The following is a 13,673-nucleotide window of genomic DNA, read 5'->3' on the forward strand; positions in this document are numbered from 1 at the left end:
GATTTATTTTTGTCTGGTGGGTTCTTTTTTGATTTTATTAGAATTTTGTTTTTTTTTCTGTGGGGCTGGTTTTGGTTTACACCCCCCCGGGCCGGGCGCCCCCGCCGCCCCCCCCCCGGCCGCCGCCTCGTCCGCCGCGCGCAGCAGTGCTTTCGCCTTGGGCAGAAAGGCTTCCCCGGCTTCGCTGAGGCGGGTGCCGCGGGGTGTGCGTTCGAGCAGGCGGACACCCAGCTGGTGTTCGAGGCCGCGGATCTGCCTGCTGAGCGAGGGCTGTCCGATGTGCAGCGCGGCCGCTGCCCTGCTGAACTGCCCGTGTTCGGCGACGGCGATGAAATACCTGATCAGCCGCAGCTCCAAGTCCAGGGCAGGCGGTGGAACTTCGATCATGCCCTTACCGTAGCCCGCCGCTATGCCCCGCGGGCATATCCGGATCCGACATGGGCATTGGACCCCGGGGGTGCGCCGCCCGCAGAGTGGAGTCGAGGCGGGCGACGGGGTCGAACCGCTCCAGCGCGCCGATACGCGCGCTCTCGCCCATGACTTCCGCAGGAGGGACGCCTTGACCGCTGAGCTGACCGGCTGGCCCGGCACCAAGAAGGTCGCGGTCCTGATCACGGTGGCCGTCGAGCTGTGGTCACCAGGGCACTGGCCGTACTACGCGCCGATGGCGTCGGCGTGGCCGCTGCCCTCGGCGCACGACACGCACAGCGTCTCGTGGTCCGAATACGGTGCCACGACAGGGATCTGGCGTCTGCTCGACATCCTGCGGGGCCGTCGCATGCCCGCGACCTTCGGCATCAGCGGCCTGGTCGCCGACCGCTTCCCGGACGCGGTGCTGGCCGTGCACGAAGCGGGACACGAAATCGCGGCGCATTCCTACACCCAAGACGTCATACCGGGGCTGCTGGACCCGGAAGCCGAGCGCGACAACATCCGCCGATGCACCGAGACGTTCGCCAAGCTGACCGGCGTCCGCCCGGCCGGGTGGATGAGCCCCCGTGCCACCGGCTCGGCGAACACCCCCGCACTGCTCACCGAGGCCGGCTACCACTGGACGCGTGACGACAACGACCACGACCTGCCCCAGGTGATCCCGACGCCGAGCGGACCGCTCGTGTCCATCATGCACAGCGACTTCTCCGACGTGCGCGGGGCCGTCGCCGGGCCAAGGGCCTACCGCGACATCCACCTGGACCTGCTGAAGCATCTGCTCGGCGCGCCCGGGCCCGGGATGTTCACCATGACCGTGCACGCCCATGTCGGCGGCAGGCCGTATCTCGCGAGCATGGTCGACGAGATCCTCGACCACGTCGAGCAGGCGGGCGAAGACGTGTGGCCGGCCACGCACCACCAGGTGGCGGAGCACATTCTGCGGCAAGCCACCTGATACCGAAAGGAACAGAGACAAACCCATGACCGACACTCTCGTCATCGGCGGTACCGGCGCGATGGGCGGCAGGATCGTCCGGCGTCTTCTCGAGCGAGCCGACGCGACGGTCGCCGTGTTCACGCGCGATCCCCGCTCGCGGCGCGCGACCGAACTGCTCGCGCACGGCGGCGGCCGGGTCCGGATGCTGCAAGGCGACCTGGACGACTCCGCCAGTGTGCTGGCGGCCGTCTCCAGCGTCGACCGGGTGTTCTGCAACACCGACTTCTTCACCACCGGCACCCCGGTCGGCGAGTACAACCAGGGCCTGGCGATCCTCGAAGCGGCCCGCGGCAGCGGCGTGGACAGGTTCATCTGGTCCTCGCTCGACAGCGCCGTGACACTGACGAACGGAACCGTTCCCGTTCCGCATTACGACGCGAAAGGCGCGGTCGCCGCGCGCATCAACCTGCTCCGGTCCGATGAAATGATGCGATTGGAGACCGACGGCTGGTACACCGAGCACGTGTCGGTCCTGACGACCGCGCCCTACTTCGAAAACCTCCAGCTGCGGCTGGCCCCGCAACCACACCTGCTGCCCGACGGCCGTGCGGGACTGATGTTCTCCCTCCCGCTGGGGACGGGTGAATACCCGATGGTCGGACTCGACGACATCGCCTGGTTCGCCGACTTCATGTTCGAGAACTGGCAGAGCTGGGGAAGCCGCGACCTGGCCGTCGTCGGGGACAGCCTGAGCGGCGCGCAGATCGCCGCGACCTTCGAACGGGTCACCGGCACACCGTCGGCCTACACCCCGCTCCCCCTCGACATCCTGCGATCGTCCATTCCGGACAAGGGACACGATTTCGCCGCCATGTTCCAGTTCTTCCAGGAACGGAAGGTCGCCGACCGGGACCGCGACCGCGCGCTGCTGGCCGAGATCCACCCGCACCTGATGACCTTCGAGGACTGGCTGCGCACAACCGGCTGGGACGGCACCGAAACCGACGTCCAGAAATTCCCCATCCGCCTGGCACACCCGGCGAGCACGGCGTCCGGCACAGGGCGAATCGCCTCGGCAGGGCAGCACGAGCGAAGGTGACGTTCGTACCTCACCTGCGACGTCGCGCCAGTTCACCACGCCAGGACGATCACGGAGGCACCGGTAAAGGCAAGCGTCGCGGCGCTTGACCTAGTCGCGCAGGTCCGCCTCCAGCGCGACGGCAGTGGCACGCAACGTCGCCACCAGCGTCGGCAGCCGATCCTTCGGATAGCGCACACTCGGCATCGACACCGAGAGCCCGGCGACGGCCTCGCCGTCCGGGCCGTGCACCGGGACGCCGACGGCGGTCACTCCCCGTTCGGAACGGCCCTGGTTGAGCGCGAAGCCGCCGCGGCGCACGCGGGCCAGGTCCGCCCGCAGCTCGGCCGGATCCGGTCGTTCGCCGGGCTTGTCGACCGCGTACAGCTCCTCGACCTGGTCCGGCGGCAGGCCGGCGAGCAGCAGCAGGCCGCCCGTCGTCCTACCTGGTCCGGTGGCTGGGCTGATCCGGGCCCGCTGTCCGTCCACAACCGACTCGTCCACAATGGACTCAGCGGGCAGTGTAGCCGCCGTCGATGGTGAGGATGCTGCCGCTGGCCCAGGAGGCGTCGCCGGAGGCCAGGAACACCGTGGCCTTGGCGACATCCTCGGCGCGGCCGAGGTCCGGCCACGGCGTCGTGCCGTGCAGGGCCTGGTTCAGTTCCGGGGTGTCGAGGAGCGGGCGGAGCATCGCGGTGTGCAGGAATCCGGGGCACACGGCGTTGACGTTGATCCGCTCGGCGGAGAAGTCGGCGGCGAGCTGCCGGGTCAGGTTCACCACGGCGCCCTTGGCGGTGCTGTAGGCGGGCGCCGTGGGCAATCCGACCAGGCCGCCGATCGAGGCGATGTTGACGACCCGGCCGCGGGTGCCGTCGACGACGTCCTGCTGGCGCATCCGAGTGACAGCGGCCTTGCAGCCGAGCCACACGCTCTTGCAGTTGACGCGCATGACGCGGTCGAACTCTTCTTCGGTCTCGTCGGCGATGGTCTGCGGGGCGGGGAGGATGCCCGCGTTGTTCACCATGACGTCGAGCCGTCCGAACGTCTCGATCGCGTGGTCGACGACGGCCTGGATGTCGGCGGCCTTGCTCGCGTCGGCGTCGAGGTACTCGGCCGTCCCGCCGGTGCCCCGGATCAGGTCGTCGGTGTCCCGGTCGGCGTCGATGTCGTAGCCGCCGTTTCGGGTGGATTTGCGGATGTCCGAGCAGACGACCTTGGCTCCTTCGGCGGCCAGTGCCAGTGCGATGGCACGGCCGTTGCCGGAGCTGGAGCCGGTGACGACCGCGGTCTTGTCTTTCAAGCGAGTCAAGGCGATTCCTCTTCTCCGCGTCGTGTCGACGTGGTGTCGCGGGCGGCGGCGACCGTGCGGTGGACGTAGTCCGGGTGCGCGAGTGGCACGTCGAGCAGTGCCGCGGGCACGTCCAGCAGATCGAGAACCTCGGTGTGGTGGTCGGCGCATCGGTCGCTGAGCACGCGACGCTGATCCAGCAGCCCCCGGATTCCCGTGCTGTCGAGCAGTTCTTCCGCCACCAGGTGTTCGGTCAGGTTCAGCAGGCTGGTGACGGAGTAGAGCTGTCGCAGCGTGTCGTCGACGGAGCCGCGGGAATGGCCCTTCCATCGGCGGAGCGCGAGCGCCGCGCAGCTCGCGTCGACGTGCGGCCGGCACAGCGTGCCACGCTGGGTCGACCGCCAGCGCCGGAGAAGCCGCTCCGCCAGCGCTTCCAGCAGGACGACGCCGTCGTCGCACGAGCGCAGGCCGTCTTCGGTGAGGACGGGCACGGTGGCGGGGGCGTCGTCCGCTGCCGTGTTTTTCGCGGCGACGCGGACACTTTCGTAGCACAGGACGGTGTTGTCGCCGCCGAAGGTGGTGTTGATCTCGCCGTCCACGCGCGCGGTGACGATTTCGTTGTGGCTGTGGAACCCGTGGCCACCACAGAGTTCCCGCAGCGCGACGAGATTCGTGTTGGCCGCCCATGAGGCGTGGGCCTTGGCGCCGGAGGTCAGCCCGTAGAGCGCCTGCCGATGGCGGGCGACCGGCTCCGCCGCGTGGCGGCTGGTCCACTCCTCGATGAGGTGCTCGGTCAGGTGATGCAGGCCGAGCGCGCCGGCGACGACAGGCATGAGGCGTTCGCGATAGTGCTGGTAGCTCAGGAGAGTGCTGCCGAAGGTCTCCCGGTGCGTGCTGTAGCGCAGGGCGATCGCCGCACCACGCCGCAACGCCCCGGCGGCTCCCGTCACCGGGAAGACGCGTTCCTGGGAGAACGTCTCCAGACAGCGCGGATACCGCGCTCGCCTGGCGATCTCGCAGACGTACCTGCCGGAGTCGTCGATGTGCGCCCACGCGCTCAGCAGCGCGTCCGGCGGAATCCGGTACCGGTCGAAATGGATCATCCCCGTCTGGTTCCCCACGATCCCGCCCTTGGGGTCGGCGCGGCGAATACGTACGCCGGGGAACGGCAACGCGCCTTCCGCCGGCCGCAGCGGGACCCGGAACCAGTGGTGGCCTTCGTCGGTGCCGTCGACCACCAGCCGGGCGAGGAGCATCGCGTGGGTCGCGGAGAACAGGCTGTTGCCGATCCAGTACTTCGCCGCGTCATCGGACGGCGTCGTGACGCGCAGGGAGCGGTCTTCGTGCCGGTAGTGGACTTCCGTCCCGAGGGACAGGAGGTTGGTCCCCCTGCCGATCTCGGTCACCGCGAAGGCGTAGACCCGGTCCATCCGGTCGATCTCGTCGCGGTAGGCGGCCACCTGTGCGGGACTGCCGTGCGCGAGCAGCGCGTTACCGGCCAGCTGCTGGTTGCCGATCGTGGAAACCAGGGCGATGTCGAAGGCGCTGACCCAGCCCAGAGTGCGCACCAGGCCGGGGAACCGGTCCTGCCTGCTTCCGCCGCACCAGGCCTCACTGCCGACCACTCCCCTGGCGTGCAGTGCTTTCGCGCGTTCGATCGTCAGGAGCATCAACTCGTCGACACCCAGTTCGTACCGGGCACGCGGATCGAAGAGGGGCTCGCCGAGAAAACCGAGGTCCGGCTGCGCGGGTACGGGCACCGTCAGTTCTCCCGATCGAGTGCCGGGACGGGCGGGGGCTGCTTCGGACCGGGCAGGTCATGACGGGTCAGGTGCAGCGCCTTGAGCGTCGGAGCCACGATGTCGCGGAGGTAGACCCGGCCGTCGATACCGGTCGAGCGCATGAGGGCGGTGCGGGCCCCGGGGTCCGGGAGGAGCTGTTCCGCGGGCATGCGGAACGTCCTGAGCACATGGGCCAGATCGGCCAGGGTCCCTTCCCGGTCGTCGTCGAGCAGGAGCGCGACCATGTGCTGGTAGAACTTGGTGTGGGCCATTTCGTCGCGGCCGATGAGGCGGTAGACGTCGGCGAGCACCTGATGATCGTTCTTCAGTGCCAGGGTGCGCTGGGAACGGTAGACCACGAAGGTGGTGAGCTCCTGGATCATGCCGTAGATCAGCATTTCGCGGGGAGTCTCGTACGGGCGCTCCCAGCGCTGGGCCAGCACGGTGTCGGCGTAGTCGTGCAGCTGCTCTTCGGTGCGCTGGCCGCTGCGGCGCAGGTATTCCCGCAGCGCCAGGGAATGTTTGGATTCCTCGTAGCCCCAGTTGACGGCGAACCAGGCCTGCGCGTAATTGCGGCCGAAAAGTTCCAGATGCGTGTTCATGTAGTCGGGCAGGAACAGTTCCACACCGCAGAACGTCTCGGCGTTGGTGGCCAGTTCCGTGTCGCCGCGCGAGGTGTCGAGCGCGTCCCAGTCGATGTCGTTGAACAGATTCCACCTGCGGGTGCGCTCGGCGTTCTCGAAGAACGTCATGTAGGCGCGGTGAAAGGATTCGCGGAGTTCCTTGTTCACGATGCGGTCCGCTGCGCGAGCTCGGCGGAAATCAGGTCGCACAGCTCTCCGACGTCGGTCACGTGGTAGAGCTGCTCGTCGGGCAGGCGCACGTCCAGTTCCTGTTCGGTCCACGTGACGAGTTCCAGCAGTTGCAGGGAGTCGATCCCCGCCGAGTGGAGATCGGATTCCGGGGCGAGCGGCGCGCGGTCGGCGGAGGTGATGGCGCGCAGACCGCGATCGAGGAGGGCCAGCAGGTCGTCCTGGGTCATCGGGATTTCCTTTTCGTGGGTACCGGGTCCGGTGGTCGTGTGGAAGAGAGACGTCATTCGGGATCGTCGACGCGGCGCAGACACCATTGGGACAGCGTCATGTGCCGGCGGGCGAAGGAATTGACGCAGCAGGTCAGATAGCGGTCGTAGGTCTCGAAGACGTCATCGCCCCAGCGGTCGCGGATTTCTTCCTCGTGGGCGCGCAGCCGGGTACGCCAGTGGGTGGTGGTCCGCTCGTAGTCTTCACGCCGGGTACGGAGCTGCATGACCTCCCAGTAGGGACCGACGGCCATGATGATGTCTTCGGCGCGGGGCGTCATGCCCCCAGGGAAGATGGTCTCGCCGAGCCATCGGAGTTCTCGCGCCTCTTCGGGACGGCGGGGCAGGCGGTCGCGCAACCCGGTCTGGAGTGCGAAGTGGGCGCCGGGGCTGGTCCACGTCCACGCCCTGCGGAAGTAGTCGCGGTAGCGCGCGACGGCGTGGCCCGCGCGGGCCTCCTCGGGGGTGCAGACGTGTTCGATCATGCAGATGGACTGCACCGCGTCGAAGGGGTCCGACGGCGTGAAATCGCGATAGTCCACACAGGACACACTCACTCGCGGCAGGTCGCGGCGCAGGATCTCGGTGTACTGGGCCTCGGACAGCGTGATGCCGTGTGCCTGGGCGACGCCACGTTCCTGGGTGAGGTAGGCGAGGTTGTTCCCCCAGCCGCAGCCGATGTCCAGCACCCGGCTCCGCGGGGTGATGCGGGCGAAGTCGTGCAGGATGCCGAGTTTGGCGAGCTGGGCGGCGTCGAGGTCGTCGGTGTCGTCGAAGACGCCACAGGTGTAGTTCATCCGGCTGTCGAGCCACAGCCGGAAGAACTCCGGATCGAGGTCGTAACTGACCGCTATGTCAGCCTTGCTGGACACGGAGGGCACCTTCCAGGTATTGACGGCGGGTCTCCTGCCGCCGGGGCTTTCCCGACGTCGTCTTGGGTACGGCGCCCGGCCGGACGGCGACGACGTCGTGGACGGGAACGCCGAGCGCGGCGCCCACCACTTCGCGCAGGGCGGGGGCCAGGCCGGCGGTGGCCGAGGTGTGGCACTCGGCGACGATCACCAGCTCCTCGGACTGCGGACCGGGACGGGTGCAGGCGACGACACCGCCCGCGCGGACACCGGGCACCGTCTCGGCGAGCCACTCGACGCGCTGCGGGTCGAGGTTGCGGCCGTTGAGGATCAGCAGATCCTTGAGGCGTCCGGTGACGAACAACTCCCCTTCGGCCAGGTAGCCGAGGTCGCCGGTGCGCAGCCAGCCGTCCGGCAGGAAGGCCGTGCCGGTCTCCCGCGGAGCCGCCACGTAACCCCGGGCGACGGCGGGACCGCGCACCCAGACTTCACCGACGGACCGCTCGCCGAGGACGTCGCCGTGGGTGTCGCGGATGACGATCTCGTTGCCCGGCAAGGGTTCGCCGCACCCGACGAGAGTGCTCACGCCGTCAGCCGAGTCCGTCTCACCCACGGGGTCCGGGGTGGCCTGTCCGGCGGACAGCGCGGCGGTCCGGACGCGGTCCACGCGGTACGGGCGGTCCGGTGGGGAGAGCGTGACCGCGAGGGTGGCCTCGGCCAGCCCGTAGCACGGCATCAGGGCTTCGGGAGCGAGACCGGTGGGGCCGAAGGTACCGAGAAACCGTTCCAGCACCGCATGGTTGATGGGCTCGGCGCCGCAGCCGAGCACACGCACGTGGCCGAGATCCAGCGCGGCGATCTGCTCGGGCGAGGTCCGGCGGGCGCTCAGCGCGAAGGCGAAGTTGGGTGCGAAGCTGATCGTGGCACGCCGCTCGGACATCGACCGCAGCCACAGCCCGGGGTCCCGCACGAAGAAACGGGTCGGGACGAAGGAAACGGGGACGCGGGCCAGCAGGGGTGCCAGCACGAACCCGACCAGTCCCATGTCGTGGTGCAGCGGCAGCCAGGAGAGCCCCCGGTCGACGGCCGGGTCGCTGCGCAGGCCGTCGTGCATGATGGCCAGGCCGTTGGCGATCACCGCCGCCACCCGCGCCGGGACGGCACGAGGGGTTCCGGTGCTGCCACTGCTGAACTGCAGGTACGCGATCGTGTCCGGCCCCGGCTCGTGGGGTACCGACTGCTCCGGCGGCGCGGCCACGACGCTGTCCAAGTCGACCGGCCGTCCACAGCCCGCCGGCGGCTCGACGTCGCCGCGCAGCGCGATCACCTCGGGACGCGCGGTACGCGCCATCGCCGACACGTGCGCGCTCCACGCGGCGTGCCGCCCCGCCGCGGGTGGCGGTGGCAACGGAACGGGGACCACCCCGGCCCACAAGGCACCGAGGAAAGCCGGGACGAACACGTGCGGGTCGGCCGCCTCGACGGCGACCCGGTCACCGGGCCGCAGGCCGGCGGCACGCCATCCCCGTGCCGCCGACCGGACGCCCCGGAGGAGGTCGTGGCGGCTGATCGCGGTCCATTCGCCGCTTTCCCGGAGGTATTCGTGAGCGGGCCGATGGTCGTTTTCGTAGCTCGCCAGTACGTCGGTCACCCACGCTTCACGCATGCGTTCGCCGCCCTTTTTCTTCACGGTCAATCGTCGATTCTCCAACACTTTCCGGGGATTACCTGGCAGCAGCCGCCACACCACGGTGTCTCATGGGACGCAAGGAAATCAAGACATGACGAGGATCGCTGCCCGAACCATCCCGTCGCGTCCGTCCGTTCGCGCCGATTCTTCGGCACCGGCCTCGGCGATCACCACGATGCGCACGCCTTGACCCGGCAAAACAATGGCGAGTACCGCACCGGAAACCCTCCCGATCGCCATGACATTTCGCCAACGCTAGCCGCTTACCCCGTTCGAGGACATGCGCGGGATTGCGGGCCATCGATCGGCAATTGCGGTACGACGGCCCGGGTCGCCGTCCGTTCAGGCGAGCCGCGGGGGGAGTTCGTTCGCGAGATGGTCGATGGCCAGCCGGGCGCGCCGCGGCAGCGCCCGCGCGGAGGGGTACACGGCGTAGATGTGGGCGTCCGGGGTGGGCATGTCCGGCAACACCCGCACCAGTTCGCCGGTGCGCAGCAGCGGAGCGACGTGCCACAGCGACCGCATCACCAGTCCGTGCCCGTCGACACACCATTGGGTGGCGATCTCGCCGTCATTGCTGATCATGGAGCCGGGCACCTTGATCGCGGCCTCCTCGGCGCCGGTGCCGAACCGCCAGATCGCGTAGTCCGAGTCGTTCTCCCGGATCACGATGCAGTCGTGGTCCGGGAGGTCGTGGATCGAGCTTGGCGGGTTCCGGCGGCGCAGATAGTCCGGCGACGCGCACACCACCCGCCGGTTCGGGTGCAGCAACCGCGCGTGTAAGGCCGAGTCCCGCTGCCTGCCCACGCGCACGGCGAAGTCGAAGGGGGTACCGGCGATGTGCAGCGGCAAATGGGACAGCTCCACCTCGATCTCGATGTCCGGGTGGAGCTTCTGGAATCCGCCCAGTACCGGGGCGATGTGCGCCCGCCCCAGCCCGATGGTCGAGTGCACCGCGACCCGGCCGCGTACTTCGTGGCGACGTTCGCCGACCTCTTCCTCCAGATCGGTGATCATCGGCAGCAGGCGTGCCACGCCCGCGGCGTAGCGCTCTCCTTCGCCGGTGAGGTCGAGACGGCGGGTGCTGCGGGTCACCAGCTGCACACCGAGCCGTCGTTCCAGCCGCGCCAGCCGTTTGCTCACCGCGGACGGCGACACACCCCAGCGGCGGGCCGCCTGCGTCAGGGTCTGCGAGCGGGCCACCCCGTCGAAGAACTGGAGATCGTCCAGCTCCGGCAGATCCACGGGCTCATTCCTTTCGTCCGGCGCAACAGTGTTGTGTCGAATCGGCTGTTTTTCCGGCCTTTTGTGCTTCTTACGATACGACAATGACGACGACCTACCGTGTTGCAGTGATCCCCGGCGACGGCATCGGGAAGGAAGTCGTGCCCGAAGGCGTGCGGGTGCTGACCGCGGCGGCCGAGCTCCACGGGTTCGCTCTGGACCTGGCCGAGTTCGATTTCGCCAGCGCCGGGTACTACCTCCGGCACGGCACGATGCTGCCGGACGGCTGGTTCGACCAGCTGCGGGACTTCGACGCCCTGTTCTTCGGGGCGGTCGGCTGGCCGGAGGTGGTCCCCGACCACATTTCGTTGTGGGGCAGTCTGTTGCAGTTCCGGCGCCGGTTCGACCAGTACGTGTCGCTGCGCCCGGTCAAGCTCCTGCCCGGCGTCACCAGCCCGCTCGCCGGCCGGCTGCCGGGCGACGTGGACTTCTCCGTGGTCCGCGAGAACACCGAGGGCGAGTACTCCAGTATCGGCGGCAAGATCTTCGAGGGCACCGACCGGGAGACGGTGGTGCAGGAAACGGTCATGACGCGCACCGGTGTCGATCGCGTCCTGAAGTACGCCTTCGAGCTGGCCCGCACCCGCCCGCGCCGCCGCCTGACCTCGGCGACGAAGAGCAACGGCATCTCGATTTCCATGCCCTACTGGGACGAACGCGTCCAGCGGATGGCCGCCCGGTACCCCGACGTCGAGGTGGACAAGTACCACATCGACATCCTCACCGCGAACTTCGTGCTGCATCCGGACTGGTTCGACGTCGTGGTGGCCAGCAACCTGTTCGGCGACATCCTGTCCGACCTCGGGCCCGCCTGCGCCGGCACGATCGGGCTGGCCCCCAGTGCCAACATCAACCCGGAGCGGACCTTCCCCAGCCTGTTCGAACCGGTGCACGGCTCGGCGCCGGACATCGCGGGCAAGGGAATCGCCAATCCGGTGGGGCAGATCTGGTGCGCCTCGATGATGCTCGACCACCTCGGTGAGCACACCGCCGGCGCGGCCGTGCTGCGCGCGATCGAGGACGTGCTGGCGCGTGGCGGCGCGCCGATCACCCCGGACCTCGGCGGTGACGGCACGACCGTCACGCTCGGCACCGCGATCGCCGACACGCTCCGCGCACACCACCGCCCCTGATCGGCTCCGACGTCCCCGCGCGGTCCTTGTTCGCCCACCTCTCAGAAAGACCTCGACGATGAGCGCAGCTGAGGCAGTCGCGACCGGCGAACCGGCCAGGAACCCGAGGACCTGGAATCCGCTCAAGACCAAGCTGAACGGCGTCCCGCTCCCCGTCCCGATCATCCTGGTCGCGCTGGTGCTCGTCGCCGGAGCGCTGGAGAAGATCCCGCACGACATGATCGGCGGGCTCGCGGTCATCACCGGGTTCGGGATGCTGCTCGGCCCCCTGGGAGAGCGGCTGCCGGTCATTTCCAAAATCGGTGGCGGCGCGCTGCTGTGCCTGCTGGTCCCCTCGGTCCTGGTCTATTTCGGGGTGTTCGGCAAGAACATTCTCGACTCGACCGCCGCGGTGATGAAACAGGCGAACTTCCTCTACTTCGTCATTTCCTCGCTGGTGGTCGGCAGCATTCTGGGAATGCGCCGGGCGACCATGCTCAAGGCGCTGGTGAAGATCTTCCCGCCCCTCGTCGCCGGGACCGCGGTGGCTATCGGCGCCGGACTGGGCATCGCGCTGCTGTTCGGTTACTCGCCGCACGAGGCGTTCTTCTACCTCGTGGTGCCCATCCTCGGCGGCGGCATCGGCGAGGGCGTCGTCCCGCTGTCCGCGGCATACGCCCACGCGCTGGGCGGCGAGCCGGCGGAGTTCGTCGCGCGGCTCATCCCCGCCGCCGTGATCGGCAACATCGTCGCCATCGTCGTGGCCGGTCTGCTGCGCCGTCTCGGCGGCCGGCGGCCACACCTCGACGGCGGCGGGCGACTGGTCAAGGACCAGAAGGCCGCCCCCACCGCGGACGAGGAACCGGACATTCCTCCCCCAGCGCCGAACTACGGCGTCGGTGTCCTGGTGATCTGCGCGCTCTACGTCTGCGGCTGTCTCGGCGCGCCGCTCCTGCACCTGCCCCCGCCGGTGCTGGTGATCGTGTTCTCGGTGCTCTGCAAGCTGCTCGACCTCTTCCCGGACAGTGTCGTCCACGGCGCACGCGCCTTCTACGCCATCGTCTCCGGCCATTTCATCGCCCCGGTCATGGTCGGCCTCGGCATGCTGTACGTGCCACTGACCAGCGTGTTCGCCGCCCTCTCGGCAGGCTTCGTGCTCACCTGCGCCGGCGTGGTGCTGGCGATGGCCGCCGCGGGGTTCTTCGTCGGCAAGTGGCTGCGCCTGTACCCGATCGACGCCGCGCTCGTCACGATCTGCCACAGCGGCCTGGGCGGGACCGGCGACGTGGCCATCCTGTCCGCCTCGGACCGGATGGTGCTCATGCCCTTCGCGCAGATCTCCACCCGCCTCGGCGGCGTCGGCACCGTGATCAGCGCGGCCCTGCTCATCCAGGCGTTCCGGTAGCCGTCCGACACGCCCTCGTGCGACGTCCGGTGTGTCGCTGGGCTTCGCCGGTGAGATGACTAGGGTGTCGGCGTGGCGAACATATCCCGGTGGTCGGACGAGAACGGTGGCTTGGACTTCGGGCTGCTCGCGCTGCGGCTGATGCTGGCGGTCGCGATGGGAGCGCACGGGCTGATCCAGGTGTTCGGGCTGTTCGGTGGCCCGGACATGGCGCATTTCGGGACGCTCCTGCAAGGCTACGGGTTCAGTCACAACATCGAGTTCCTCACCTGGCTCACGGGGATCACCGAGGTCGCCGGAGGGCTGCTGCTGGCGGTGGGCCTGTTCACTCCCCTGGCCGCGGCCGGGCTGCTGGGCGTGGGCATCAGCGCGGTTCGCGTGAAGTGGTCGGGCGGGCTCTTCGGGAGCACCGGTCCCGGCTTCGAACTGGAGCTGACGCTCGCGGTGATGGCGTTCGCGCTGCTGCTGACCGGCCCCGGCTGGTACGCGCTGGATCGCCACACGGCGTGGCGGCAGAAACCGCTGGGCTTCGCGGTGGGCGGGCTGATCATTTCCGTCTGCGCGGCCGTCGCGGTCGGTTCGCTGTTCTGATTCCTCCCTGCCGAGAGGGTATCCGCCGTGAACGTCCCGGAATGAGGTCTTCTCACTCAGGTGCCGGGGCGGCGGGGGGGGGGCCGGCGGCCCGGCCGGCGGGGGCGCGGCGGGCGGGGCCCCCGCGCGCGAGGCCGCGGGCC

Annotated in this window: 15 protein-coding genes; 5 read left to right on the top strand and 10 right to left on the bottom strand. The window is 69.0% G+C overall.

The features are described from left to right. Positions 1 to 3: 3 nt before the first annotated feature. Positions 4 to 387: a LysR family transcriptional regulator gene (locus ACFWY9_RS29230; RefSeq protein ID WP_378340399.1), complete on the bottom strand. Its 384-nt coding sequence runs from the start codon at positions 385 to 387 to the stop codon at positions 4 to 6. Between the two features lie 172 nt (positions 388 to 559). Here ACFWY9_RS29230 and ACFWY9_RS29235 point away from each other — a divergent pair, with 172 nt between their 5' ends. Continuing rightward, positions 560 to 1,387 (top strand): polysaccharide deacetylase family protein, encoded by an 828-nt coding sequence (locus ACFWY9_RS29235; protein WP_378323747.1) that lies wholly within the window; start codon positions 560 to 562, stop codon positions 1,385 to 1,387. A 25-nt stretch (positions 1,388 to 1,412) separates the two neighbouring features. Next, a complete protein-coding gene (locus ACFWY9_RS29240; RefSeq protein WP_378323748.1) occupies positions 1,413 to 2,468 on the top strand; it encodes an NmrA family NAD(P)-binding protein in 1,056 nt (351 codons plus the stop codon). 90 nt (positions 2,469 to 2,558) lie between these two features. Here ACFWY9_RS29240 and ACFWY9_RS29245 read toward each other — a convergent pair whose 3' ends face one another. The 9 genes from ACFWY9_RS29245 to ACFWY9_RS29285 form a co-directional block, all read right to left on the bottom strand. Beyond that, entirely contained in the window at positions 2,559 to 2,951 is a 393-nt protein-coding gene (locus ACFWY9_RS29245; RefSeq protein WP_378323749.1) for an IclR family transcriptional regulator C-terminal domain-containing protein, read from the bottom strand. A gap of 7 nt (positions 2,952 to 2,958) precedes the next feature. Further along, positions 2,959 to 3,756, bottom strand: a complete 798-nt coding sequence (locus ACFWY9_RS29250; RefSeq protein WP_378340400.1) for an SDR family NAD(P)-dependent oxidoreductase — start codon at positions 3,754 to 3,756, stop codon at positions 2,959 to 2,961. Next, positions 3,753 to 5,495 (bottom strand): acyl-CoA dehydrogenase family protein, encoded by a 1,743-nt coding sequence (locus tag ACFWY9_RS29255; protein WP_378340401.1) that lies wholly within the window; start codon positions 5,493 to 5,495, stop codon positions 3,753 to 3,755. Before ACFWY9_RS29255 ends, ACFWY9_RS29250 begins: the two co-directional genes overlap by 4 nt. A gap of 2 nt (positions 5,496 to 5,497) precedes the next feature. Further along, positions 5,498 to 6,307 (bottom strand): acyl-ACP desaturase, encoded by an 810-nt coding sequence (locus ACFWY9_RS29260; RefSeq protein WP_378340402.1) that lies wholly within the window; start codon positions 6,305 to 6,307, stop codon positions 5,498 to 5,500. Continuing rightward, positions 6,304 to 6,558, bottom strand: a complete 255-nt coding sequence (locus ACFWY9_RS29265) for an acyl carrier protein (protein ID WP_378340403.1) — start codon at positions 6,556 to 6,558, stop codon at positions 6,304 to 6,306. Before ACFWY9_RS29265 ends, ACFWY9_RS29260 begins: the two co-directional genes overlap by 4 nt. A 53-nt stretch (positions 6,559 to 6,611) precedes the next feature. Further along, positions 6,612 to 7,469: a class I SAM-dependent methyltransferase gene (locus ACFWY9_RS29270; protein WP_378340404.1), complete on the bottom strand. Its 858-nt coding sequence runs from the start codon at positions 7,467 to 7,469 to the stop codon at positions 6,612 to 6,614. Continuing rightward, positions 7,453 to 9,138 carry an AMP-binding protein gene (locus tag ACFWY9_RS29275; protein WP_378340410.1) on the bottom strand — a complete coding sequence of 562 codons (1,686 nt, stop codon included), beginning with the start codon at positions 9,136 to 9,138 and terminating at the stop codon, positions 7,453 to 7,455. Before ACFWY9_RS29275 ends, ACFWY9_RS29270 begins: the two co-directional genes overlap by 17 nt. Before the next feature lie 84 nt (positions 9,139 to 9,222). Continuing rightward, complete coding sequence (locus ACFWY9_RS29280) at positions 9,223 to 9,378, bottom strand: hypothetical protein (RefSeq protein WP_378340405.1); 156 nt, start codon at positions 9,376 to 9,378, stop codon at positions 9,223 to 9,225. 102 nt (positions 9,379 to 9,480) lie between these two features. Continuing rightward, positions 9,481 to 10,383 carry a LysR family transcriptional regulator gene (locus ACFWY9_RS29285; RefSeq protein ID WP_378323756.1) on the bottom strand — a complete coding sequence of 301 codons (903 nt, stop codon included), beginning with the start codon at positions 10,381 to 10,383 and terminating at the stop codon, positions 9,481 to 9,483. 83 nt (positions 10,384 to 10,466) lie between these two features. Between ACFWY9_RS29285 and ACFWY9_RS29290 the strand changes: the two genes are divergently transcribed. The 3 genes from ACFWY9_RS29290 (at position 10,467) to ACFWY9_RS29300 (ending at position 13,530) form a co-directional block, all read left to right on the top strand. After that, entirely contained in the window at positions 10,467 to 11,555 is a 1,089-nt protein-coding gene (locus tag ACFWY9_RS29290) for a tartrate dehydrogenase (protein WP_378323757.1), read from the top strand. 58 nt (positions 11,556 to 11,613) lie between these two features. Beyond that, complete coding sequence (locus tag ACFWY9_RS29295; protein WP_378323758.1) at positions 11,614 to 12,939, top strand: 2-hydroxycarboxylate transporter family protein; 1,326 nt, start codon at positions 11,614 to 11,616, stop codon at positions 12,937 to 12,939. 72 nt (positions 12,940 to 13,011) lie between these two features. Next, positions 13,012 to 13,530 carry a DoxX family protein gene (locus ACFWY9_RS29300; RefSeq protein WP_378323759.1) on the top strand — a complete coding sequence of 173 codons (519 nt, stop codon included), beginning with the start codon at positions 13,012 to 13,014 and terminating at the stop codon, positions 13,528 to 13,530. Positions 13,531 to 13,673: the final 143 nt, after the last annotated feature.

It is taken from the genome of Amycolatopsis sp. NPDC059027 (assembly GCF_042739735.1).
GTDB lineage: Bacteria > Actinomycetota > Actinomycetes > Mycobacteriales > Pseudonocardiaceae > Amycolatopsis.